This is a genomic window from Cellulomonas cellasea (genome assembly GCF_030372105.1).
GTDB classification, from domain to species: Bacteria; Actinomycetota; Actinomycetes; order Actinomycetales; family Cellulomonadaceae; genus Cellulomonas_A; species Cellulomonas_A cellasea_A.
The window spans coordinates 38,087-61,016 of record NZ_JAUDBQ010000007.1; the positions used below are offsets into that span (position 1 = coordinate 38,087).

Genomic DNA, 22,930 nt, shown 5'->3' on the forward strand with positions numbered 1-22,930 from the left:
CGGGGCGCCGTCAGGATGCCGCGGCGACCACCGCCACCCCGGCCAGCACCGCCGCCACCCCGGCCACCTGCACCGGTTGCAGCCGTTCGCGCAGCAGCCGCCAGCCGAGCAGCACCGTGACCACCGGGTACAGCGACGCGAGCACGGCGACGAGGGACAGCGCGCCGGAGCGGGAGGCCAGCGCGAAGCAGACGTTCGCGAGCAGCCCGATCACGCCGATCGCGACGATGCCCACCAGCGAGCCGCGATCCGCATCCGCCCAGGGCCGTGCGGCGAGCCGGCGCCAGACGACCAGGGCGGCCGCCGCGTAGAGGCCCAGCGTCACCACGGCGCCGACGAACAGCGTGGCGGGCACGCTCGTGGCGCTGCCGCGCGCCACCGACAGGTTGGCCAGCCCGAACGCGCCGGCCGCGAGCACTGCGAGCGCGATGGGCCGCACGCCGTGCCCGGTGGCGCCCCGCACCTCGGGCCCGCTGGCCAGCACGGTGCCGACCAGCGCGAGGACGAGCGCGCCCACCACCACGGCGCCGAGCCGCTCCCCGTCCAGCCATCCGGCGGCGACGGGCACCAGCGCGCTGAGCGCGGTGATGGGGGCGACGACCCCCATCGTGCCGATCGCGAGGGCCCGGAACAACGACGCGACGGCCACCGCTGTGGCGACCCCGGCGGCGACGCCCCAGGCCCAGGCCGTGCTGCCGCCCGCTGCGACGTCGCCGCGCAGCAGGTTCGGCACCAGCGCCACAGTCGTCACCACCTGCGAGCCGAGCAGCACCAAGAGCAGCGGGACCTTGCGGGACAGCGCCCCGCCCAGATAGTCGGAGGTGCCGAGCAGCGCGGCCGCGACCACGGCGAGCCAGATCAACGGACCGCCCGACGCGCCGCGAGGCCGTCGACGAAGGCCGGGACCGTCAGCGGCGAGGAGTCCCAGCCGAGCTCGTCGGCCAGGCGCAGCAGCTGCGGCGGCTCGACTTGCGCGTCGGCCAGCGCCGCGGCCTGGCGGAACGCCCTCTCCGGCACGTCGTCGGCACGCACCTGGCCGTCGGCCATGACCACCACGCGGTCGAAGTTCTCGGCGCAGAAGTCCATGTCGTGGGTGATGGCCACGACGGTGCGGCCCTGGGCGGCGAGGTCGGCGACGATGCGCGCGATCATCTGCACGCCGCGCTCGTCCTGCCCGGTGGTCGGCTCGTCGAGCACCACCACCTGCGTCTGCATCGCGAGCACGGAGGCGAGGGCCACCCGCTTCCGCTCGGAGAGGGCCAGGTGGTACGGGTGGTCCTGGGCATGCTCGGTGAGGCCGGTGGCCGATAGTGCCTCGCGCACGGCCTGCGCGGACCGCTCGGCGTCGAAGCCGAGGTTCCGCGGCCCGAAGGTCACGTCGTCGATGACCTTGCGCGCGAAGAGCTGCTCGTCGGGGTTCTGGAACACGTAGCCGACGCGGGCGGCGAGGTCGGCGATGTCCTTGTCGGACGTCGTCCAGTCGCCCACCCGCACTGTCCCCTGACTGGGCCGGAAGATGCCGTTCAGATGCCGCACCAGCGTGGTCTTCCCGGCGCCGTTCTGGCCGACGATGGCCAACCGCTGCCCGGCCGGCACATGCAGGGTCACGCCCCGCACCGCGTGCACGCCCGACGGGTACGTGTGGTGCACGTCCTCGAAGTACAGGTCCATGTCAGGCTCCCCGTCCGAAGGTGAGCAGCGCGTCGTCGAAGGACACCGGCGTGGGGCCGGGCACGTCGAGGCCCCGGTCGCGTGCCGACCGCGCCGCCTGCGTGTAGCGCGTGGAGCCGGTGCCCCACTGGGTGAGGCGCTCGTCGCTGAGCACCTCGCGCGGCTCACCCTGCAATGCGACGCGGCCGCCGGCCAGCACCACGACCTGGTCCGCGTGGTCGCGGAGCTGCTCGAGCTTGTGCTCCAGCAGCACCACTGTGGTGCCGTCGCGGGTGAGCTCGGAGACCACGTCGAACACCATCCGGGTGCCGCCGGGGTCGAGTTGGGACGTCGGCTCGTCCATGACCAGCACCGCCGGGCGCATCACGAGCATCGAGGCGATGGCCACGAGCTGCATCTGCCCGCCGGAGAGCGCATACGGCGAGCGGTCCATGAGGTGCGAGATGCGCAGCAGCTCCCCCACCGCCTCGATGCGCATGATCATCTCGGCCCGCTCGATGCCGAGGTTCTCCAACCCGAACGCGATCTCCTCCCGCACCGTGAACTTCGCGCCGGAGATCTGGTTGAAGGGGTTCTGGGTGACCAGCCCGACCTTCTCGATGGCCTCGGCCAGCGGGGTCTGCGGCACGTCGATGCCGCCCACCTGCACGCTGCCGGCCAGTTCCCCGCCCTCGGCGTGCGGCACGAAGCCGGACAGCACCTTGGCGAGCGTCGACTTGCCCGCCCCCGAGGCGCCCACCACGCCGCAGAGCGTGCCCCGCGGGACATGCAGCGACAGGTCGGTGAGCACGGTGACGGCCGCATCCGGGTAGGCGTAGGTGACGTGGTCGAGCGCGATCATCACAGACCTCCGATGAAGGGGAAGACGACGGCCACGGCGCCGACGGCTGCCATCGCCCAGCGGGCGGCCCGCTGGCCTGGCGTGTCGGCCACGACCGTGAGGGCGGTGCGCTTGCGGGTGGCTCCGAACGCGCGCGCCTCCATCGCCGTGGACCGCTCCTCGACATCCGTGAACAGCCCGAGGATGAGCGGGGTGACCAGCGGCAGCAGCACCTTGGCGCGGCGCAGCACGTTGCCGTCGGTGCGCAGGCCACGGGCCCGCTGCGCGAGCAGGATCGCGTCGGCCCGGTCCCGGAAGGCCGGCACGATCTGCAGCGTCGAGCTGATGACATAGCTGATCTTGGGCGGCATGCCGTGCTGGCTCAGCGCCGACATCAGGTCGCCCGGATGGGTGGTGAGCAGCAGCAGCAGGAACGCCGTGACCAGCACCACGATGCGCAGCGCGATGCCGAGCGCGAACATCAGGCCCTCGGCGGTGACCCGCGCCGGGCCCAGCTCGGCGAGCACCGTGGTGCCCTCCGGGAAGAACAGGCCCTGCACCAGCACGAGCGCGGTGAGCAGCGGCAGCAGCAGCTTCACGCTGATCCCCCCGAGCGTCCGGCCGCACCGGGAGACCGCCGCGGCCGGGACGACGACGCCCACCAGGACCGCGGCGGACACCCACCAGATCGGCAGGGCGAACACGATCACGATGAGCATGAGCACCCCGACGAGCTTGGTCACCGGGTTGAGCCGGTGCAGGGGTGAGCCACGGTCCTGGTAGAACGTCGTCGCCATCGGTCAGCCCTGCTGCGGGGTGGTCGTCGACGCGGCGTTGTCGGTGGGCGCGGCGCCGTCGATGGGCGGGGCGGACGCGGCCGGGACCGCGACGGGCGTCGCGGCCGAGAACACCCGGAACCGGCGCACGAACGGGAACCGCTGGCGGAACCGGGTCGGCAGCGCCGCCAGGATCGCCGCCACCACCGTGAACGTCACGGCCTTGTCGATCGGGTCGGACAGCAGTCCCTGCATCGTGGTCGACGCGAGCAGCGAGTTGCCCATCGCGCGGAACGCCCCCACGAGGGCGCCGGTGCCCGCCGCGGTGGCGCCGCCGAACACGAACGCGGCGATCGGCGCCGAGACGAGCGCCGCCACGACCCCGGTGGCGAGGCCCGCGAGCGGGGCCAGGAAGAACTTGCGGAACACGCCCGTGCGCGCCGCGTACCCGGCGAGCACGCCGATCACCACCGACGTCACCGCGAACGGCAGCGCCACCGGGCTGATGGTCATGCCCCAGATCACGTTGGTCAGCGCGCCCGTGGCGGCGCCAGCGGCAGGCCCGGCGAGCACCGCCACCAGGATCGTGCCGATCGAGTCGAGGTACAGCGGCAGGCCCAGCACCGTGGTGAGCTGCCCGATGACGATGTTCACCGCGATGGCCACGGGCACCAGGGTGATGGTGGTGGTGGGCAGCCGGTGGATCGTGCCGACGACGATCAGCAGGGCGCCGATCAGGTAGCCGGCGATCGCGATGAACGACGACTGCCCGAGCCCGTCCGCGATGTCGGTGGGCTGGAACAGGATCAGGTAGAGGTAGGTCGCCGCGATGACGACGGCCCCCACCCCCACCAAGACGAGGTTGCGGGTGTCACGCTGCGTTGCGGTGTCGATCTGGCCAGTCATGAATACCTCCTTGTATCCGCTGGTGGCGAAGATGCCGATGCGTGCGTGGTGCTGGCATGCGTTGGTGCGTTGGTGCGTTGGTGCGAGCCCGGGGCCGCCCGTGGCAGGGGGTCCGACAGACGGCCCCGGGCGATCAGGGGGTGAACGCGCGGGCGAAGGAGCCCACGCGCTCGACGAGGTGGTCGAAGAACGCGGCGGGGTCGGTCTCCCACGCGATGGCCGCGTTGTGCTCCCTGCCCCACATGCCGCGCCAGTCCGCGACTGTGGTGCCGCGGGTGAGCGTGCCGGAGAGCTCCACGTCCACGGTGGCGGCCCGGGTGGCGGCCATCTCCGGGTGCAGCGCCAGCGCGGCCGCGAACGGGTCGTGCATATGCGCCAGGAAGCCCTGCCCCTGGTCGCGGTGGAACTCCATGTAGAACCGCACCGCGTCGGACAAGTGCCGCACCACCGGGTTGGACGCCTGCGAGCGCGTCCCCTCCGGGTCGTCCGGGGAGATCACCTCGGCGGGCGTGGACCCGGCCAGCTCGGCGATCCGCCGGATGTGCTCGGGCTTCATCTCGATCTGCTCGGTGAGGTCCAGCGCGCACACCAGCGGGCGGCGCTCCGCGGGCAGCCCGGAGAACGCCTGGAACACGATCGCGGCGGCGTCGGGGTCCACGGCGATGTTCCACTCGGTGGTGGGCGTGGTGTTGCCCTCGTGGTTGAACGCCCCGCCCATCACCACGAGCCGCTGCAGCAGCCGGGGCAGCTCCGGCTCGATGCGCAGCGCCAGGGCCAGGTTCGTCAGCGGCCCGGTGACCAGCCCGATCACCTCGCCGGGGTGGGCGCGCACATGCTCGATCCACACCTGCGTCGCATGCCGCTCGGAGAGGGCGCGCGTCGGCGCGGGCAGCGTGGCCCAGCCGATGCCCTGGTCGCCGTGCGTCTCCTCGGTGGTCATGAGCGGCGCGATCACGGGCACCTCGGAGCCGAGCGCCACCTCGATCTGCGGGGCGCCACACAGCTCCAGCCAGGCGAGGTTGTTGATCGCGACCTGACGGGCGGGCACGTTCCCCGCCGTGCAGGTGATCGCGAGGATCTCGGCCTCGGGGCTGGCGAGCAGGTACAGCAGGGCGAGCGAGTCGTCGATGCCGGTGTCGACGTCGAGGATCAACTTCTGGGTCATGGGGTGCCTCCAACGGTGCGAAACGGTGGGGCCGGAGCGTTCGGGACCCTCGCCCCGCCGGGTGGGCGGTCCAGGTCAGCGGGGACGTGCCGGGTCGCCTGCGGCGCGGGTCGCGTGCCGGGGCGGTGCGGGCCGGAGCCCGGGGATGTCGGGGGTGTGGGGGGCGGGGCGCAGGCGGGGCTGCACACCCATCAGGGCGCGGTGGGCCCGTCCGGGCAGCCGCAGGACGCGCGCAGTGCCAGCGTGTGGCCGGTGGTGACGCGCGCGGTGACGTGCGGCCGGGCGAGCAGCAGGCGCACAGCGTGCTCGGCGATCTCGGCGAGGGGCTGCACCACGCTCGACAGGGACGGGATCGCGAACGCGGCGTCCTGCGAGCCGTCGAAGGTGATGACGCCCAGGTCCTGCGGCACGCGCACGCCCAGGTCGTGGGCGGCGCGCAGGAGGCCCACGGCCTGCTGGTCATTGGAGGCGAACATCGCGTCGGGCCGGTCGGGGCCGGTGAGCAGCCGGCGCCCGGCCTCCAGCCCGCCGGCGCGGGAGAACGGCGCCTCGACGAGCGGGCCGCGCTCCAGGCCGGCGGCGGCCAGCGCGGACTCCCATCCGGCGGCGCGGTCCTGGGAGGTGGGGAGCGCGGCCGGGCCGGCGATGAAGCCGATGCGGCGGCGGCCGTGCTCGATCAAGTGCTCGGTGGCCGCCCGGGCGCCGCCGATGTTGTCGGGCACCACGGAGGAGGTCAGCGCGCTGGGCGCGATGCGGTCGAGCAGCACCACTGGCGTCCCGCCCGCGATGGCGCCGCTCAGGTCCGGGTCGGCGTCGACGCTGGCGAGCATGATCCCGTCGACCCGGCGCTCCATCAGCGCGTTCATGAGCTCGCGCTCGCGCACGGGGTCGTCGGCGCTGTCCGCGAGCAGGATGAGGTGGCCCGAGGCGTACACGTGCTCCTCGACCTGGTGCGCGAGCTCCGCGAAGAACCGGTTGGACACGTCGGGGACCAGCAGCCCGAAGGTGTGCGTGAAGCCGCCAGCGAGCGCCCGGGCGACGACGTCGGGCCGGTACCCGGTGAGCTCGATGGCCTCGAGCACGCGAGTCCGGGTGGCCGCCGAGACGGGCCGCGGGCCGTTGTTGACGACGTAGCTGACCACGGCCACCGAGGTGCCCGCCGCCGCTGCGACGTCGGCGCGTGTCACGCGCCCGCTCGATTGAGCCACACCCATGTCTGCTTGCCCCAGTCGCCGTTGACCCGGACCGCGTGCCGCACCAGGACGGTGCTCCGCACGGTTGTCTATGCGCGTAGAACGTAGCCAGGGACCGCAGGCGTGTACAACCCCCGTCCGGGTGACCTGCCACCCGGACGGGGGAACCTCACGCCTTCGAGGAGGACGCCTTCTTCGCGGGCGCCTTCTTCGCCGGGGCCTTGCGGGCGGCGGGCTTGCGGGCCGGCTTCTTGGCCGGGCCCTTCGCGCGCTTCTCCGCGAGCAGCTCGGCCGCGCGCTCGAGCGTGATGGTCTCCACCGCGTCCTCCTTGCGGAGCGTGGCGTTGAACTCGCCGTCGGTGACGTAGGGGCCGAACCGGCCGTCCTTCACCACCACGGGCTTCTTCGAGGCCGGGTCCTCGCCCAGCTCGCGCAGCGGCGCCGTCGCGCTGGCGCCACGCCCCCGCTTGGGCTGCGCGTAGATCGCCAGCGCCTCCTCGAGGGTGATGTCGAACATCGCCTCCTCGGTGGGCAGCGTCCGCGAGTCCGTGCCCTTCTTCAGGTACGGGCCGTAGCGGCCGTTCTGCGCGGTGATCTCCTCGCCGGACTCGGGGTCCTTGCCGACCACGCGCGGCAGCGACAGCAGCTTGAGCGCGTCATCCAGCGTGAGCGTCGCGAGCTGCATCGACTTGAGCAGCGACGCGGTGCGGGGCTTCGGCGCGGCGGCCAGCGCCCGCTTCTTCGCCGCGGCGGACAGGCCCTCGTCGAGCTCGGGCTCGGGCAGCAGCTCGGTCACGTACGGGCCGAACCGGCCCTTCTTCGCGACGATGGTGGTGCCCGTCACCGGGTCCTCGCCCAGGACGATGTCGCCCTCGGGCTGGGTCTCGATCAGCTCATGCGCCTTGGCGACCGTGAGCTCGTCGGGGGCCAGGTCGTCGGGCACCGACGCGCGCTTGGGCTCCCCGCCCTCGGCCGTCGCCGTGGAGTCCTCCAGGTACGGGCCGTAGCGCCCGACGCGGAGCGTGATCCCGTCGCCGATCTCGATCGAGTTGACCTCGCGGGCGTCGATGTCGCCGAGGTTCGCGACCAGGCCGTGCAGGCCCCCCACGTCCTCGCCCACAGCCGTCACGACACCGGCCTGCGGGCCGCCGTCACCGAAGTAGAACTTGGTCAGCCACGCCACCCGGTCCTTGCTACCGGCCGCGATCGCGTCGAGGTCCTCCTCCATGCCGGCCGTGAAGTCGTAGTCGACGAGCCGGTCGAAGTTCTCCTCCAACAGCCGGGTCACGGCGAACGCGAGCCAGCTCGGCACCAGGGCCTGCCCGCGGCTGGTCACATACCCGCGGTCCTGGATCACAGAGATGGTGGCCGCGTACGTCGAGGGACGGCCGATGCCGCGCTCCTCGAGCGCCTTGACCAGGCTCGCCTCCGTGAAGCGCGGCGGCGGGGAGGTGCGGTGGCCGGCGGCCTCGAGCTCGCTCGCGGTGAGCTCGTCGCCCTCCGCCATCTGCGGCAGCCGCGCGTCGGCCTCGCCCTTGCGGGCGGCGCCCTCGGCGTCGTCGTACCGGTCGGTGTCGCGGCCCTCCTCGTACGCGGCCATGAAGCCACGGAACGTGATGACAGTGCCCGACGCCCCGAACACCGCCTCGACATCGCGCCCCGCGAAGCCCTCCGCCGGCACGTCAGCCGGGATCGAGGCCGTCGCGGCCAGGCGCACGGAGGCCGTCGAGCCGCGCGCGTCGCCCATCTGCGAGGCGACGGTGCGCTTCCAGATCAGCTCGTACAGGCGGAACTGGTCGCCGGAGAGCTCATGCGCCACCTGGGCGGGCGTGCGGAAGTGGTCGCCGGCGGGGCGGATGGCCTCGTGGGCCTCCTGCGCGCCCTTGCTCTTCGACGTGTAGACGCGCGGCGCGTCCGGCACGTACTCCGCGCCGTACAACTCGGCGGCCTGCCGGCGCGCGGCGTCGATCGCCTGCGTCGACAGCGCGGGCGAGTCGGTGCGCATATAGGTGATGTAGCCGTTCTCGTACAGCGACTGCGCGGTGCGCATCGCCTGCCGCGACCCCATGCGGAGCTTGCGGCCCGCCTCCTGCTGCAGGGTCGACGTCGTGAACGGCGCGGCCGGGCGGCGGGTGTACGGCTTGGTCTCGAGGCTGCGCACGGTGAACTGGGCGTCCGCCAGGCCGGTGGCCAGCGCGGTGGCGAGGGCCTCCCCGAGCTGCACGGTCCCGTCCTGGCCGCTGGCCTTCAGGGCGCCGCGGTCGTCGAAGTCCCGCCCGGACGCAACCCGGCGCCCGTCCACCTGCATGAGGCGCGCGCCGAAGTCGGGCTCGGCGGCGTCAGCGACGGCGAAGGTGCCGGTGACGTCCCAGTACTCGGCGGGGACGAACGCCATCCGCTCCCGCTCGCGCTCCACCACGAGCCGCGTCGCGACGGACTGCACGCGGCCCGCGGACAGGCCCTGGCGGACCTTGCGCCACAGCACCGGCGAGATCTCGTAGCCATACAGCCGGTCGAGGATGCGCCGGGTCTCCTGCGCGTCGACCAGGCGCTCGTCGAGCTCGCGGGTGTTCTCCAGCGCGCGCTCGATGGCCTCCCGGGTGATCTCGTGGAAGACCATCCGCTTGACCGGGACCTTCGGCTTGAGCTCCTGCAGCAGGTGCCAGGCGATGGCCTCGCCCTCGCGGTCCTCATCAGTGGCCAGGTAGAGCTCGTCGGCGTCCTTGAGCAGCCGCTTCAGCTCCGCGACCTTCTTCTTCTTGTCCTGGTCGACGACGTAGTACGGCTCGAAGCCGTTGTCCACGTCGACGGCGAACTTGCCGAAGGGCCCCTTCTTCATGTCGGCGGGCAGCTCGCTGGGCTGCGGGAGGTCACGGATGTGACCCACGCTCGCCTCCACCTCGTACTCGGAGCCGAGGTAGCCGGCGATCGTGCGTGCCTTGGCGGGCGACTCCACGATGACGAGCTTGCGACCTGCGGACATACGTTCCTGCTTCCTCGAAGTTCTGGGATTCGGGGGATGCCGAAGCTGGCCCCCGTGCGCGGAGGCACCCGGCCGCCCCGTGGGGCCAGCGGTGCGCTTCCGTCGTTCGGGCACTCTACGACGTCTCGTCAAGCGCCCCTGCCGGGGCCGCCGCCTGACGGCCGGGCTCCGTCGACGCCCGGGTGAGCGCGAGCAGCAACGCGAACGCCAGGCAGGAGGCCGCCACCACGCCGGCGGCGCCGCCCAGGTAGGCGGTGAGCATCTCCGCCTGGGAGTCCAGCGCGACCCGGTGCATCCACGTGGCCTGCAACGCGACGAGCGCCACAGCGCCGGAGCCGACGCCGATCAGCACCAGCCCCAGCGTCACGCGCCGAGACCACCGCCGCTCCTGCGGGCCCGGGGGCGGCGCCGCGACGTCGTGGGCGCTGGGCATCAGCGCCACCACAGCACAGGAGATCGCCGTCCAGCCTGTGACCACCAGCACCGCGGCGATCACGTCGGAGGGCCGATGCCACTGCCCGACGAGCGTCGAGACGCCGGTGGCCGCCGTGTACCCGGCGCCGACCACCGCCGCCCAGGGCCGTATCCGCCGGGGCACCACGAGCAGCAGCACCGCCGAGATCGACGCGGCGGCGGTGGTGTGCCCGCTGGGCAGCGTGTTGCCCCACACGCCCTCGACGCCCAGGTCGGGGCGGTCCAGCAGCACGAGCTTGGTCACCCGGGTCGTGACGTTCGCGCCGATCATCAGCACCGCGGCCTGCACCGCGAGCGACCACCGGCGGCGCACCAGCGCGATCAGCACCGCCGCGATCAGCACGGCGGCGATGGCGCCGACGGACACCACGTCCAGCACCCGCTCGGCCACGCGCCAGAGCTGCCCCTGGCCGTTCTGGGCGCCTTGCAGGGCAGCCCACTCGACCTGTTGGCCCGCCCACGTGTCCACGAAGAGCCGCCAGCACAGCCACACGCCCACGGCTGACAGGACGGCGACGACCAGCCCCGTGGCCCCTGCCCCCCGGGACCTCGCGGGACGAGCGGTTTGCGGGAGCGCACGGGAAGGGCTCGCGTTCGTCACCCGTCCACGGTAGGTGACGACACGGGGCCATGTGCACCGGCCAGGGCGCCATCGGCCGGCGCGAGCAGCACCGCGTGCTCGCCTGCGGAGGCCAGCGACGCGCGCGACTCGTCGTCGGCGTTGACGCACAGCAGGCAGCCGCCCCGCGCCTCGAGGGCCTCGGCCGCCGCGTCGACCACCGCCGCCGAGAACCCTCCGCGCAGCCGCGCGGCCTCCAGGTCGAGCACCACGACGGAGGCGCTCATCGACAGCGCGCCCAGCAGTATCGCGAGCCGGTCGGCGTCCACCTGGCCGAGCTCCCCCGCGGGCCGCACGGTCGCGGTGATCCAGCCGCCGGCGCCTCCCGACGGGCTGATCGCGGTCCTGGCCATCTGTGTCTGTGCAGTCATCTCGGCTCCCTCTCGTCGGCCTGTCGCGTGTTCGCGCTTGCCGCCGACCCTGGCGCGCGGTGCTGTGCCCACGCTGGGAGCAGCCGCGGGATCCCCTGGGAGCAGAAGCCACAGCAGGCCCACAGGAACTGATCAGACCGAGCACAGGCAGTGCGCGCACCATGGGGTCATGAGCACCCCGGGGACCCGTGACACGTTGACCCGCCGCGATGGCGCCCCCATCCGCGCGCTCGTGGTGGATGACGAGGCGACGCTCGCCGAGCTGCTGTCCACGGCGCTGCGCTACGAGGGCTGGCAGGTGGAGCATGCCCTCACCGGGAACGCGGCGCTGAGGCTCGCGAAGTCCTTCGACCCGGACGTGATCCTGCTGGACGTCATGCTCCCCGACATGTCGGGGCTCGACGTGCTGCGGCGGATCCGCGCCCGGGACCCGCTGGTGCCCGTGCTCTTCCTCACCGCGAAGGACGCCGTCGAGGATCGCATCGCCGGCCTCACGGCGGGCGGCGACGACTACGTGACGAAGCCGTTCAGCCTGGAGGAGGTCGTCGCGCGGCTGCGCGCCCTGCTGCGGCGGGTCGGCGCGGTCAGCGAGCGCGAGGAGGCCACCTTGACTGTCGGCGACCTGCGCATGGACGAGGACAGCCATGAGGTGTGGCGCGGCGAGGACGAGATCCGGCTGACCGCCACCGAGTTCGAGCTGCTGCGGTACTTCATGCGCAACCCGCGGCGCGTGCTGTCCAAGGCGCAGATCCTCGACCGGGTGTGGCAGTACGACTTCGGCGGCCAGGCGAACATCGTCGAGCTGTACGTCTCCTACCTGCGTCGCAAGATCGACGCGGGGCGCGCCCCGATGATCCACACGCTGCGGGGCGTCGGCTATGTGCTCAAGCCCGCCGAGGGCGCGGAGGCGCCGTGACCTGGGCCCAGGGCGCGCCCGCACCCGAGCCTGGAGCCCCCGCGCCCGGCCCGGGTGGCGCCGCGCCTGAGCCGGGCGCCGAGCGCGCCCGCCGGCGCCGCTGGACGCTGCGCCGGCGGCTCGTCGTGGTGCTGCTGGTGCTCATCGCGGCGGTGGCGGCCGTGATGGGCGTCGTCTCGACGCTGGCCCTGCGGGACTCGCTGCTGGGCCAGATCGACAACCGGCTCGTCGCGGCCAGCGCCCGGGCCGCGAGCGCCCCGGACCGGATCAACCCGGGTGGTGGCCCCATGCCCCCCGAGGGCTCCCAGGACGGCTCCGACCAGCCCGGCCCGCCGGACGGCAGCGAGCACCTGCCGCCCTCGCTGCGCCTGCCCGGCCAGCAAGACGTGGGCGCGCTGAACTACTTCGAGCAGGACGGCATGGTCGTCGCCGGGTACTTCGACGACTCCGGGGATTTCCGGCCGTTGACGTCCGAGCAGGCCAGCACCTTGGCCGACGTGGAGCGTGACGGCGTGCCCGTCTCAGTGGCGATCCCCGACCTGGGCGACTACCGGGTCATCGCGACCACCACCAGCGACGGCGCCGTCGTCGCCACCGGGATCTCCACCGCCGACGCGACAGCCACCGTCGAGAACTACGTCATCGTCGAGGTCGTGGTGGCCCTGGCCGGCCTGCTGATCGCCGGCTTCCTCGGCGCGTGGCTGATGGGACGCGAGCTGCGGCCCCTCAACCGGGTGGCAGCGACGGCGACCCGGGTGGCCGAGCTGCCCCTGTCCCGGGGCGAGGTGACGCTCGCCGAGCGCGTGCCCGAGCCGGACACGGACCCGTCCACTGAGGTCGGCCAGGTGGGCGCCGCCCTCAACCAGCTGCTGGGCCACGTCGAGGCGGCGCTCGCGTCACGGCATGAGTCCGAGACGCAGGTGCGGCAGTTCGTCGCCGACGCGAGCCATGAGCTGCGCACCCCCCTCGCGTCGATCCGCGGCTACGCCGAGCTCGTCCGCCGCCTGCCCGACCCGCTGCCGCCCGACGCGCTGCGCGCCATGAGCCGCGTCGAGTCCGAGTCCCGCCGCATGACCGCCCTGGTGGAGGACATGCTGCTGCTGGCCCGGCTGGACGCTGGCCGCGAGCTGGAGCAGCAGGACGTGGACGTGGCGGCGCTGGCCGTCGACGCGCTGGCCGACGCGCATGCCGCGAGCCGCGACCACGTGTGGCGCCTGGACATGGACGAGACGGAGGACTCGACGCCGCCGGTGGTGCGCGGCGACGAGCACCGACTGCGCCAGGTGCTGGCCAATCTGCTGTCCAACGCGCGCGAGCACACACCCGCCGGCACCACTGTGGTGCTGGGGGTGCACGCCAACGCCGGGCAGGTCCGCCTCACCGTCCGGGATGACGGGCCGGGGATCGCGGAGCCGCTGCGCTCGCGCCTGTTCCAGCGGTTCACCCGGGGCGACTCCTCGCGCAACCGGGCGACGGGCTCCACCGGGCTGGGGCTGGCGATCGTGCACGCCGTCGTGCTGGCCCATGGCGGCACGATCACCGCCGACGGCACTCCCGGCGCGACCACGTTCACCGTCACGCTGCCCGCGGTCACGGCCGCCGACGCGACGCCTCCCGCCGGCCCCGCGACGCCGTCGGGTTCCGACGAGGGCTGACCAGCTCGCCCGGCGCCCCACCTGGCCGCCGTGCGGCCTGTCGTGCGTTTCACATCTCCAGGTGGTGCGGTCCGGACTCGCCGCGCCCGCCTCCCGCTCAGGAGACTCGTCTCGTGCGGGAGCCCCTTCTCCCGCACCGGGGGGAGCACCGCTGATGATCCGCGTCCTCGTCGCCGACGAGAGCAGCCTGGTCCGCAAGACCCTGACCGCGCTGCTCGACACCGAGGACGACATCGACACCGTCGGCGAGGTCGACACCTGTGCCGGGGTCGTCGACGCGGCGGCCGCCTGGCGCCCGCACCTCGTCGTGCTCGACCTCGATTTGGTCGACTCCACGCGCACCGACGCCGGGAGCCTCGCGGCGACCCTGCACCGCCAGGACCCGCCGGTGCGCCTGCTGCTCCTCACCACGCTCGGGCGGCCCACCTCGGTGCTGCCGGTGCTCAGCGCGAAGGCCGGCAGCATGATGCTGAAGAACTCGCCGCCCCGGCAGATGATCGACGCGATCCGGCGCACCGCCGCCGGTGAGCGCGTGCTGTGCGCCGAGCTCGAGACGACTGCCGACCGGCTGCGCAACAGCCCGTTGAACGAGCTGGAGACGGCGGTGCTGGACCGCATGGCGTGCGGCTGCGGGCTCGCTGACGCGGCTGCCCAGCTCGCGCTCTCGGAGTCGGAGGCGCAACGCCACCTGCTCGCCGCGCTGCGCAAGGTGGGTGGCCGGGACGCCGTCGAGGCCGGGCGCATGGCGCGCGCGAACGGCTGGGTCTGATCCGTCCGCGGCTGCTGCGCTCGTCTCGTGCGTCAGCGCTGGGCGATGCGCGCCCTCGCCCCTGGACGCAGTCGAGGCGGGCGCCCCGTTCAGCGCCCGCCTCGACTTCCCCCTGCGCGTCCGATGCCGGCGACCTACCGCCGCACTCGGTGGACAGTCCCCCTGCCTCCGGTGCTGCGACGCCCGCGATCAGGTCAGGACGTCCCCCGGCGCCCGAGCCTGACGATCGGCTGCATTCCGTCAACTTAACGGCCCTGAGCAGGGACGGAAGTCCCCTTTCGGAGAAAGTGCGAAACTCACGCGCGCATCGCGCATCCCCCACCCCTGCGCCCCGGCGGGCCCCAACGCCCCAGGCGACAAGGGGCGAAACCCACGATTCCTCGGTGCACATCGCACTACGCCCACCCCGTGCCCGTCGAGGACAGTGGGGGCCCGAGGCGCCACCGGCGCCCACGAGAGGGGAGCTCGACATGACGACGCTCATCAGCCCGGAAGCGACACTCGACGAGCTGTACACCATGCTCGACGCCGCCGGCCCGACGGCCGAGCCCACGGCCGCCCCGGCGACCGGCGCCGCCCACGTGGAGGACTTCGAGTCGTTCTACTGGTTCACGCTCCGCGTCCCCGGCCACTTCCACCCCGGGGAGTTCGCCCCGAAGTGACCCTTCCCGCCACGAGAACCTCTCTCGGGGCGACGACGACCCCCGTGCCCGTCCGCATGACACTCGACTCGCTCGTGAGTCTGGCGGAGGGCACGGGGGTCGTCCTGCGTCCCGGCATGCCACCCCGCACAGGAAAGCCAGACGCGGCGCCCCAGGAGTGGGCGCGCCCCGGCTCGGTCCGCCTGGTGCGCGAGGGCCGACATGAGGCCGTCGCCTCCCCCACCGAGCGTGCGCTGCTGGCCGCCCTCGACCCGCGTGGCGGGCGGCGGGCGCTGGTGGACGTCCTCGCCCAGGCGGTCGTGGCGCCCGGCGTGCAGGCCACCGCGGCGCAGTGGTGGTCCGCGCTGCGGAGCCTCGCCGTTCGTGGCGTCGTCGCCCTCGACGAGCCCACGTCGCCGGGCGCCGACGTCGACTCCGGCTCCGGCTCCGGCTCCGTCAGTTTCGCCCCGGCGGAGGTGGTCGTCGCCGGTGACACCCGGGGCTCCACCGGCGACGGCGTCCGGGCCGCCCTGCGCGCCGCCGGGCTCCTGTCACCGCAGCCTGCCAACGGCTCCCCGGTGCGCGTCGTCCTGACCTCAGACCTCGCCTGCGGCGCCGCGCGAGACGCCTACGACGCGGCACTGGCCGCCGGCGCCCGGGTGCTGCCCGTCGGGCTGGGTCAGCACACCCTGCGGATCGGCCCGCTGCTGCATGTGGACCTCGGCTGCCCGGCGTGCCTGGCCCGCTCGTTGCACCCCGGCGCCGCGCAGGACCCGCCCCACGACGCGCCCCTCGGCTGGTCGAGCGCGGTGGAGCACGCCGCCGGTGGGCTCGTCGCCGCGCGGGTCGCCGGGCTGCTCGACGTGGCCGGCGCGCCGGCCGACCCGGCGCACGGGGCCATCACCGCGCCCGCCTGGGAGCTGACGGTCGTGGACGTGCGCGCCCTCGCCGTGACCCGGCACCCGCTCACCTGGTTCCCCACGTGCACGCGCTGCGGCGGGCCCTCCGAGCAGACGCGGGTGGCTCCCGTGCTGTCGGCGCTCCCACCCACGCCGGTCGATCCCGCGCACGGCTACCGCTCGACCAGCGCCGCCGCGTTCAACGCGCTGTGCGCCTCGCAGGTCGACCCCCTCACCGGGGTGGTGACGGCACTGCAGGACGCCGAGCAGATGGCGGGCGGCCACGTCGTGCGCGCGCGGCATCGAGTCCGCACGGCCGACGGGTGGACGACGCTCACAGCGCTCGGCCGCGGCGCCGACGCGCTCCAGGCCGGCGCCGCGGCGCTCGGGGAGGCCATCGAGCGCTGCTCCATGTCGTGGCATGGTGACGAGCCGCTGCGCCGGGGCACGCTCCGCGAGCTGGGCGAGGACGGGCTGGACCCGGCCGAGTGGCTGCTGTTCGCCGACGGGCAGGCTGACCACCACGGCGCCGTGCCCCGACGGCTCGGGCCGGACGAGGAAGTCGACCTGGCGCCGCTGCGGTCGTTGGCCACCGGGCGGGTGCGCTGGGCCCCGGCGTCGGCCCTGCTGTTCGGCCACCCCGGGCCGGGGGACATCGGGGCTCCGGACTCGAATGGCTGCGCAGCGGCCGCGACCTGGCCGGAGGCGGTGCTGCACGGCCTGCTCGAGCTCGTCGAACGGGACGCGGTGAGCCTGTGGTGGTACCCCCGATCCCGTCGGCCGGCGCTCGACCCGGCGGTCCTCGACCCGGCGCTGCGCGCGGAGACCGACGCCCGGTTGCGCGCGGCGGGACGCGAGTGGTGGCTGCTGGACCTGGCACACGACCTCGGCGTGCCCGTCGTGGCGGCGGTGAGCCGGCGCGCCGCCTCCGCACACGAGGCCATTGTCTTCGGCTTCGGGGCCGGCCTCGACCAGGCTGGCGCCGCGCGGCGCGCGCTCGGCGAGCTCGACCAGATGCTGCTGCTGGGCCCCGACACCGACGCGCCGGGAGCGCCGCCCGAGGCACACGCGTTCTGGGCGGAGGCCCGCCTCGACACTCACGCCTACCTCCGGCCACACGCGGACGCCCAGCCCTGCCCCGTCCAGGTCAGCCCGTCGGCAGACGCCGCCGCCGATGTGCGCGCGCTCGTGGCCCTGCTCGGCGCGCACCACATCGAGGTCCTGGTGCACGATGCCACCCGCCCCGAGACGGGCATCCCGGTGGCCCGCGTCGTGGCTCCCGGGCTGCGTCATCTCGACCGGCGGCTCGCCCCCGGGCGCCTGCATGACGTGCCCGCGCGGCTGGGCTGGGCGCCGCCCGGGCCACTCGATCCCAACCCCGTCTGGCTGTTCGTCTGACGTGCCAGGATGCCTGCCCGCAGTTCCCGCCGAAGGCGTGCCCGAGTCACTAGACTCTCGCGCGGGTCGTCGACGAACGAGGGGGTCGTCATGGTTCCCGCACTGTCGGCCGTCTGGCGTGCGCGCGTCGCCCTCTGGCGGCGTTGGCCTGCCGTCCGAGCCCTCGACGCGGTCGCAGCCGCCCTCAGCCTCGCCCCCGCGCTGTCCGTCACAGCCGTCGAGCACACCGGCGGCCCCCGAGCCGTCCTGCTGTGGCTGCTCTCGATCCCGCTCGCGGTGCTCGTCGTCCACCACCTCACCCTGCGCCTCACCCGGCACGGGCCCGGGCGCCTCAAATGGACCCTCAGCGCGCTCGCCGCGGTCTGCTACCTGCCCGTGCTCGTCGTCGGCCCGTCGTGGGCCGCCTCCGCCGGACTCCTCGCGGCCTGCGCCCTGTCAGCCCTGCCCTGGCGCCGCTCCGTGCCGGTGGTCCTGTCGATCGTGGCGCTCGACCTGGCGCTGTCGACTGTCGTCTTCCAGCAGAGCCCGACGGTCACCGCCTACGGCACGTTGCAGGTGCTGCTCACCTCCGCGGTGCTCGCGGCGCTGGCCTGGACGGTCAGCATCACCATCGAGCTCAACCAGCTCCGGGCCGAGCTCGTGAGCACCGCCGTGCTGCGCGAGCGGCTGCGCATGTCCCGCGACCTGCACGACTTGCTGGGCCGAGGGCTCGCCGCCATCGTGCTCAAAACCGAGCTCGCGCGCCGCTACCACGAGCGCGGCTACGACGCGGAGACCGTCGACGAGCTCGACCAGATCGCCACGGTGGCCGTGCAGTGCGGCGACGACCTGCGGGCCCTTGTCACGGGCTACCGGAACCTCTCACTCGAGAGCGAGATCGACGTCGGGCTGGAGCTCCTCGAGGAGGCGGGCATCGACTGCCACGTGCGGGTCGACGCGCACGCCGTGCCGGACCACGTGCGGGACACCCTCGCCTGGGTGGTGCGGGAGGGCGTCACGAACGTGCTCAAGCACAGCCAGGCCACGACGTGCCGGCTCACCGCGGAGCATGTGGGCTCCCGGGTGGTCGTCACGGTGCACAACGACGGCGTCACCGCGCTGGACGACATCCCGGCGGACGGCGCCGCCAGCCCGGCGAACGGCGGCCCTGGCCCGCGGACCGGCAACGGGCTGCGCGGCCTGCACGAGCGGGTCGCCGCGTCGGGTGGCGAGGTGTCGACCACGACGGGCCCCGACGGCACCTGGACGCTCATGGTCTCGATGCCCGTGACCGACGACCCCGCCCTGACCGAGGAGGTCTCCGCGTGATCCGCCTGCTCGTCGCCGAGGACATGCACGTCGTCCGCTCCGCGCTCGTGGCCCTGCTGGGCATGGAGGACGACCTCGAGGTCGTCGCGGAGGTGGGACGCGGCGACCTCGTCCTGGCCGCCGCCGAGCGCACCCAGCCGGACGTGGCACTGCTCGACCTGGACATGCCCGGACGCGGCGGCATCGCCGTGGCGGGAGAGCTCGCCGCCGCGATGCCGCAGGTGCGCGTCATGATCCTCACCGGCGTCGGCCGGCCGGGCTCCGTGAAGGCGGCCCTCGACGCCGGGGCCCGGGGGTTCGTGCTCAAGACGGCCTCGGCCCGCGCCCTCGTCGACGGGGTGCGCACGGTCGCCGCCGGGGGGCAGGTGCTCGACGCGAACCTGGCGGCGGCCGCCGTCCGGCTGGGGGCCAACCCGTTGCGCCCACGGGAGCAGGAGCTGCTCGACCTGGTCGCCAGCGGCTGCTCGGTGCGCGAGTCGGCACAGCGGCTGTTCCTGTCGGAGGGCACGGTGCGCAACTACCTGTCCGCGATCGTGGACAAGCTCGGCGCCCGCGGCAGGGTCGACGCGATCCGCATCGCCCAGGACAACGGCTGGCTCTGACGCCCTTTCACATACCTCCCATGTGGCAGGGATAGAGTCCGCCGAGGCGGAGCCGCCCCTGGCCCCGACCTGAGAGTCGACTGGGCACGGGCCTGCGTCGGACTCTGGACCGATCGAGGAGCCTGAACGCACGGTGGTGGATCGTCACAGCACGCGCGGGACCGCGCTGGTGGCCGGGCGGCCGCCGGGCGGGACCGCCTGGGGCGCCGTGCTCACGGTGCGGCCGCCGGCTCCCCCGCGTGCCGCCACGGCGCCGCCTGCCGTCGGCCGGTCGCCCCATGCGGCCCGCGAGGCGCTGCGGGCAGCCTGCCGCACCACCCTGGCCCGGCAGCTCCTGCGGTTCGCGCTGGTCGGCGCGGTGATGACCGCGTCCTACGTGGCGCTGTTCCTGGTGCTGCGCGGCCCGCTGGGCGCCCAGGCCGCCAACGTCATCGCCCTGTTCGTCACAGCCGTCGGGAACACCGCGGCGAACCGTCGCGTCACGTTCGGCGTCCGCGGCCGTGCGCGCGCCATGACACAGCACGGGCAAGGGCTGCTCATCTTCGGGGTGAGCTGGGCGCTGACCTCGGGCGCTCTCGCGTTGCTCGGGGTGTTCTCGCCCCGGGCCTCGGCGACCACCGACCTCGCGGTGCTGGTCGCCGCGAACCTGTGCGCCACTCTGGTGCGGTTCGTGCTGCTGCGGCACTGGGTGTTCCGGGCGCCGCCCGCCGCGGATCTGGCGAGCCCGCCGACCCGCTGAACAGAGCCCCGCAGAGCCGACCGGCTGGCCCGCGAGCCCGTCGGCCCGCTAGCCCGCTGGTCTCAGAGCGGGTAGGCGTTGTAGAAGTCGCGGATCTCCTCGGCCGGGCCGGTGACGCGGAAGACCGTCGTGCCGTTGGACCACACGGCCACGCCGTCGGCGCCCACGAGGCCCCAGGTGTACGTCCCGACCGCCGTGCCGGCGACTGTGACCTCGCCCGACTCGGGGGTGAGGGCCGGCGCCGTCGAGTCGGCCGACGCGGTGGCGGAGGCGGCGGGCGCCGCGGCGGCCGCGGGCAGCTCGGCGGCGAGGCGCTGGGCGTGCGCTGCGGCCTCCTCGGCCGTCTCCCACTGGCCAGCCTGCACGGTGACAGTGCCGGCGCCGCCGTCGGTGTAGGTCTCGGTGTACGCCTCGATGGCCCCGGCGGCGAGCCACGCGTCGTCGTTGACGGAAGTGGCAAGCGCGAACTGCAGCACCGAGGCGGGCAGCGCGGTGGCGAACGGGGTCGCCGCCTCGCGGGCCGCGGGCGCGACCGTGGGGGTCGGCGAGGGCAGGAAGACGGTGGCGGCGTCGGCGGCCTGCTGGGGCGCGTCGTCCCGGTTGAGCAACACCGCTGTGGTCAGCCCGCCCACCACGAGGACGCCTGCGGCGATGCCGCCGATGAGCAGCGTCCGGCGCTTGCGCGCCGCGTCGTCGGAGGGCTCGGCGACGTGCGCCGGGGCCGCGGTCTCGGAGGCCGGGGGGACCGCCGCGCCGTCGAGGCCCTGCGGCCAGAGCAGCGACGGCTCCGACGGGCGCTCCGCAGGCTGTCCGGGCTGGCCGCCCGGCCGGATGTCGCTCATGGCACGTCTCCCCTGCTGCATGTCGTCCGGGTCAGCCCGGACGTGGTCGCTAGCACCTTAGTGGTTGGGGAAGCCCGTCAGTCCGCACCGACACGGGCGCGCTCAGCGCTCCTCGTCGCCCTCCGCCAGGCGCTGGCGGCTCATCTTCTGCACCTGCTGGGTGGCCACGGAGGCGAGCAGGCCCACGATGATCAGGTCGAAGAAGATCTGCACGGTGGTGACGATCCGGGCCACCTGGCCCACGGCGTGCACATCCCCGTACCCGACGGTGCCGAGCGTGACCACCGTGTAATAGAGGGCGTCGGTGCGGGTCGCGATGCCGTCCATCTGCTCCTCGGCGCGGGTGGCGAGCCCGTAGTAGGTCAGCGAGAAGAACACGACCACCGCGTAGAGCACGATCATGATGTTCGCCAGCCGCTCGCCGGTGTCACGCGCGGAGGCCCGGAGCTGGCGGCGGATCTGGAACGCGGTGAGCGCGATGAGGGCCAGCATGCCGCCCCCGAAGATGAACAGCCGGATCACAAGCGCGGTCGTGCTCTCATCGGTGGTCATCGGCACCGCGTAGTAGACGACGATCGCGCTCACGAGCAGCGCCGCTGAGTGGATCCAGCGGCCCAGCGCCCGGATCCGCGGACCTGCTGCCATGCGCCCATCCTGCGTTCGCGGCCGCGAGGGCGCGCGCGGAGGGCGTGTGGGCGGCGCGGGTTAGCGTGCGTGCGTGACCTCGACGACCAGCGCCCGGCGCCCTGAGCCCCGCAACCGCGCCGCCCGCGCCGGATACCGCTGCGGCGAATGCGGCTGGACCACCTCCAAGTGGGTGGGGCGGTGCGGCGAGTGCCAGGCCTGGGGCTCGGTGCTCGAGGACACCGGGCCGGGGGGCGGGGCGCCGCGCACCGCGACGGTGGCCCCCACGCGCAGCCCGGCCCGCCCGATCGCCGAGATCGACGTCGAGGCCAGCCGGGCCCGGCCCACCGGCGTCGACGAGCTCGACCGGGTGCTGGGCGGCGGGCTGGTGCCCGGCGCCGTGGTGCTGCTCGCCGGGGAGCCGGGCGTGGGCAAGTCGACGCTGCTGCTGGACGTGGCCAGTCGCGCCGCTCGGGCCGGCCGTGAGGGCCCCTCCGACGGGACGGCGCCGCGGGGCCGGCGGGTGCTCTACATCACCGGGGAGGAGTCCGCGGGGCAGGTGCGGCTGCGCGCGGAGCGGATCGGCGCGCTCGACCCCCACCTGCTCCTCGCCGCCGAGACGGACCTGGGCACGGTGCTCGGCCACGTCGAGCAGGTCGAGCCCGACTTGCTGGTGGTCGACTCGGTGCAGACCATCGCGTCCGCCGCGATCGAGGGCGCCGCGGGCGGGGTGAGCCAGGTGCGCGAGGTCGCTGGCGCCCTGATCGCCGTCGCCAAGGAGCGCGACATGCCCGTGGTGCTCGTCGGGCACGTCACCAAGGACGGGTCGGTGGCGGGGCCACGCACCCTGGAGCACCTGGTGGACGTGGTCTGCCAGTTCGAGGGCGAGCGGCACTCGCGGCTGCGGCTGCTGCGCGCCACCAAGAACAGGTACGGGCCCACCGACGAGGTCGGGTGCTTCGACCTCAACGAGTCCGGGATCGAGGGGCTCACCGACCCGAGCGGGCTGTTCGTGTCCAACGCCCTGCACCACGTGCCGGGCACCTGCGTGACAGTCACCCTGGAGGGCCGCCGGCCGCTGGCCACCGAGGTGCAGGCGCTCGTCGCGCCCAGCATGCTCGCCAACCCGCGCCGCACCACCAGCGGGATCGACGCCAGCCGGCTCGCGATGGTCCTCGCGGTGCTGCAGCGCCGGGTGGGCGCACGGCTCGCCGACCAGGACGTCTACGTCTCCACCGTGGGCGGCGCGCGGGTCGTCGAGCCCTCCGCCGACTTGGCCCTCGCGCTGGCCACCGCCAGCTCGCGGGAGAACATCGCCCTGCCCCGAGGGCTGGTGGCCGTCGGCGAGGTCGGGCTGGCCGGGGAGATCCGCGCCGTGACCGGGACCATGCGGAGGCTTGCGGAGGCCGCCCGGCTCGGCTTCGTCCGCGCCGTGGTGCCGGCCGGCTCGGTGGAGGCGGGAACGGCGCCAGCGGGCATGGAGATCCTCGAGGCAGGCGACCTGGCGGAGGCGGTCCGCGCCTGCGGCGTCTCCGGTGAGCGCGCATCCTGATCGCCGC

At 74.0% G+C, this 22,930-nt stretch carries 21 protein-coding genes; 9 read left to right on the forward strand and 12 right to left on the reverse strand.

Annotated features, from left to right (window positions below; translation table 11 throughout):
• Positions 1 to 10: 10 nt before the first annotated feature.
• The 10 genes from QUV83_RS08345 to QUV83_RS08390 all read right to left on the reverse strand — a co-directional run bounded on the left by QUV83_RS08345 (position 11) and on the right by QUV83_RS08390 (position 10,978).
• On the reverse strand, positions 11 to 862 hold the full coding sequence (locus tag QUV83_RS08345; RefSeq protein WP_289563813.1) for a DMT family transporter: 852 nt from the start codon (positions 860 to 862) through the stop codon (positions 11 to 13).
• A complete protein-coding gene (locus QUV83_RS08350; RefSeq protein ID WP_289563814.1) occupies positions 859 to 1,671 on the reverse strand; it encodes an energy-coupling factor ABC transporter ATP-binding protein in 813 nt (270 codons plus the stop codon). The genes QUV83_RS08345 and QUV83_RS08350 overlap by 4 nt, the downstream gene beginning before the upstream one ends.
• A gap of 1 nt (position 1,672) precedes the next feature.
• Entirely contained in the window at positions 1,673 to 2,512 is an 840-nt protein-coding gene (locus QUV83_RS08355; protein ID WP_289563815.1) for an energy-coupling factor ABC transporter ATP-binding protein, read from the reverse strand.
• The gene (locus tag QUV83_RS08360) at positions 2,512 to 3,288 is read right to left on the reverse strand and encodes an energy-coupling factor transporter transmembrane component T family protein (RefSeq protein WP_289563816.1); all 777 of its coding nucleotides are present in this window, start codon (positions 3,286 to 3,288) and stop codon (positions 2,512 to 2,514) included. The genes QUV83_RS08355 and QUV83_RS08360 overlap by 1 nt, the downstream gene beginning before the upstream one ends.
• A gap of 3 nt (positions 3,289 to 3,291) precedes the next feature.
• On the reverse strand, positions 3,292 to 4,173 hold the full coding sequence (locus QUV83_RS08365; RefSeq protein ID WP_289563818.1) for an ECF transporter S component: 882 nt from the start codon (positions 4,171 to 4,173) through the stop codon (positions 3,292 to 3,294).
• Positions 4,174 to 4,306: 133 nt separating this feature from the next.
• Positions 4,307 to 5,338: a nucleoside hydrolase gene (locus QUV83_RS08370; RefSeq protein WP_289563820.1), complete on the reverse strand. Its 1,032-nt coding sequence runs from the start codon at positions 5,336 to 5,338 to the stop codon at positions 4,307 to 4,309.
• Between the two features lie 191 nt (positions 5,339 to 5,529).
• Positions 5,530 to 6,525, reverse strand: a complete 996-nt coding sequence (locus tag QUV83_RS08375; protein WP_289563822.1) for a LacI family DNA-binding transcriptional regulator — start codon at positions 6,523 to 6,525, stop codon at positions 5,530 to 5,532.
• Positions 6,526 to 6,700: 175 nt separating this feature from the next.
• Positions 6,701 to 9,514 carry a type I DNA topoisomerase gene (gene topA, locus QUV83_RS08380; RefSeq protein ID WP_289563824.1) on the reverse strand — a complete coding sequence of 938 codons (2,814 nt, stop codon included), beginning with the start codon at positions 9,512 to 9,514 and terminating at the stop codon, positions 6,701 to 6,703.
• 115 nt (positions 9,515 to 9,629) lie between these two features.
• Positions 9,630 to 10,487, reverse strand: coding sequence for a phosphatase PAP2 family protein (locus QUV83_RS08385; RefSeq protein WP_289563826.1), 858 nt, complete (start codon positions 10,485 to 10,487; stop codon positions 9,630 to 9,632).
• A gap of 98 nt (positions 10,488 to 10,585) precedes the next feature.
• The gene (locus QUV83_RS08390; protein ID WP_289563828.1) at positions 10,586 to 10,978 is read right to left on the reverse strand and encodes a hypothetical protein; all 393 of its coding nucleotides are present in this window, start codon (positions 10,976 to 10,978) and stop codon (positions 10,586 to 10,588) included.
• A 169-nt stretch (positions 10,979 to 11,147) separates the two neighbouring features.
• Here QUV83_RS08390 and QUV83_RS08395 point away from each other — a divergent pair, with 169 nt between their 5' ends.
• The 8 genes from QUV83_RS08395 to QUV83_RS08430 all read left to right on the forward strand — a co-directional run bounded on the left by QUV83_RS08395 (position 11,148) and on the right by QUV83_RS08430 (position 19,905).
• A complete protein-coding gene (locus QUV83_RS08395) occupies positions 11,148 to 11,894 on the forward strand; it encodes a response regulator transcription factor (protein WP_289563830.1) in 747 nt (248 codons plus the stop codon).
• A complete protein-coding gene (locus QUV83_RS08400; RefSeq protein ID WP_289563832.1) occupies positions 11,891 to 13,549 on the forward strand; it encodes a sensor histidine kinase in 1,659 nt (552 codons plus the stop codon). The genes QUV83_RS08395 and QUV83_RS08400 overlap by 4 nt, the downstream gene beginning before the upstream one ends.
• A 154-nt stretch (positions 13,550 to 13,703) precedes the next feature.
• On the forward strand, positions 13,704 to 14,318 hold the full coding sequence (locus tag QUV83_RS08405) for a response regulator (RefSeq protein ID WP_289563834.1): 615 nt from the start codon (positions 13,704 to 13,706) through the stop codon (positions 14,316 to 14,318).
• A gap of 470 nt (positions 14,319 to 14,788) precedes the next feature.
• Positions 14,789 to 14,980 carry a hypothetical protein gene (locus tag QUV83_RS08410; protein ID WP_066585893.1) on the forward strand — a complete coding sequence of 64 codons (192 nt, stop codon included), beginning with the start codon at positions 14,789 to 14,791 and terminating at the stop codon, positions 14,978 to 14,980.
• Between the two features lie 116 nt (positions 14,981 to 15,096).
• Positions 15,097 to 17,256 (forward strand): TOMM precursor leader peptide-binding protein, encoded by a 2,160-nt coding sequence (locus QUV83_RS08415; RefSeq protein ID WP_289563837.1) that lies wholly within the window; start codon positions 15,097 to 15,099, stop codon positions 17,254 to 17,256.
• 90 nt (positions 17,257 to 17,346) lie between these two features.
• Positions 17,347 to 18,564 (forward strand): sensor histidine kinase, encoded by a 1,218-nt coding sequence (locus QUV83_RS08420; RefSeq protein WP_289563838.1) that lies wholly within the window; start codon positions 17,347 to 17,349, stop codon positions 18,562 to 18,564.
• Positions 18,561 to 19,166, forward strand: a complete 606-nt coding sequence (locus QUV83_RS08425) for a response regulator transcription factor (RefSeq protein ID WP_289563839.1) — start codon at positions 18,561 to 18,563, stop codon at positions 19,164 to 19,166. Before QUV83_RS08420 ends, QUV83_RS08425 begins: the two co-directional genes overlap by 4 nt.
• 133 nt (positions 19,167 to 19,299) lie before the next feature.
• On the forward strand, positions 19,300 to 19,905 hold the full coding sequence (locus QUV83_RS08430) for a GtrA family protein (RefSeq protein ID WP_289563841.1): 606 nt from the start codon (positions 19,300 to 19,302) through the stop codon (positions 19,903 to 19,905).
• 62 nt (positions 19,906 to 19,967) lie between these two features.
• Here the strand turns inward: QUV83_RS08430 and QUV83_RS08435 are convergent, their stop codons facing one another.
• Together QUV83_RS08435 and QUV83_RS08440 are read right to left on the reverse strand one after the other, a co-directional pair.
• On the reverse strand, positions 19,968 to 20,747 hold the full coding sequence (locus QUV83_RS08435) for a hypothetical protein (protein ID WP_289563843.1): 780 nt from the start codon (positions 20,745 to 20,747) through the stop codon (positions 19,968 to 19,970).
• A gap of 102 nt (positions 20,748 to 20,849) precedes the next feature.
• Entirely contained in the window at positions 20,850 to 21,392 is a 543-nt protein-coding gene (locus QUV83_RS08440) for a potassium channel family protein (RefSeq protein ID WP_289563844.1), read from the reverse strand.
• 73 nt (positions 21,393 to 21,465) lie between these two features.
• Here QUV83_RS08440 and radA point away from each other — a divergent pair, with 73 nt between their 5' ends.
• Complete coding sequence (gene radA, locus QUV83_RS08445) at positions 21,466 to 22,923, forward strand: DNA repair protein RadA (RefSeq protein ID WP_289563846.1); 1,458 nt, start codon at positions 21,466 to 21,468, stop codon at positions 22,921 to 22,923.
• The last annotated feature ends 7 nt before the right edge of the window (positions 22,924 to 22,930 follow it).

Bases quoted from the DNA above. Each gene is read 5' to 3' on its own strand.
- QUV83_RS08350 (WP_289563814.1), bottom strand. From the start codon at position 1,671: ATGGACCTGTACTTCGAGGACGTGCACCACACGTACCCGTCGGGCGTG.
- QUV83_RS08355 (WP_289563815.1), bottom strand. From the start codon at position 2,512: ATGATCGCGCTCGACCACGTCACCTACGCCTACCCGGATGCGGCCGTC.
- QUV83_RS08370 (WP_289563820.1), bottom strand. From the start codon at position 5,338: ATGACCCAGAAGTTGATCCTCGACGTCGACACCGGCATCGACGACTCG.
- QUV83_RS08440 (WP_289563844.1), bottom strand. From the start codon at position 21,392: ATGGCAGCAGGTCCGCGGATCCGGGCGCTGGGCCGCTGGATCCACTCA.
- QUV83_RS08435 (WP_289563843.1), bottom strand. From the start codon at position 20,747: ATGAGCGACATCCGGCCGGGCGGCCAGCCCGGACAGCCTGCGGAGCGC.
- QUV83_RS08365 (WP_289563818.1), bottom strand. From the start codon at position 4,173: ATGACTGGCCAGATCGACACCGCAACGCAGCGTGACACCCGCAACCTC.
- topA (WP_289563824.1), bottom strand. From the start codon at position 9,514: ATGTCCGCAGGTCGCAAGCTCGTCATCGTGGAGTCGCCCGCCAAGGCA.
- QUV83_RS08405 (WP_289563834.1), top strand. From the start codon at position 13,704: ATGATCCGCGTCCTCGTCGCCGACGAGAGCAGCCTGGTCCGCAAGACC.
- QUV83_RS08360 (WP_289563816.1), bottom strand. From the start codon at position 3,288: ATGGCGACGACGTTCTACCAGGACCGTGGCTCACCCCTGCACCGGCTC.
- QUV83_RS08415 (WP_289563837.1), top strand. From the start codon at position 15,097: ATGCCACCCCGCACAGGAAAGCCAGACGCGGCGCCCCAGGAGTGGGCG.
- QUV83_RS08420 (WP_289563838.1), top strand. From the start codon at position 17,347: ATGGTTCCCGCACTGTCGGCCGTCTGGCGTGCGCGCGTCGCCCTCTGG.
- QUV83_RS08390 (WP_289563828.1), bottom strand. From the start codon at position 10,978: ATGACTGCACAGACACAGATGGCCAGGACCGCGATCAGCCCGTCGGGA.
- QUV83_RS08410 (WP_066585893.1), top strand. From the start codon at position 14,789: ATGACGACGCTCATCAGCCCGGAAGCGACACTCGACGAGCTGTACACC.
- QUV83_RS08395 (WP_289563830.1), top strand. From the start codon at position 11,148: ATGAGCACCCCGGGGACCCGTGACACGTTGACCCGCCGCGATGGCGCC.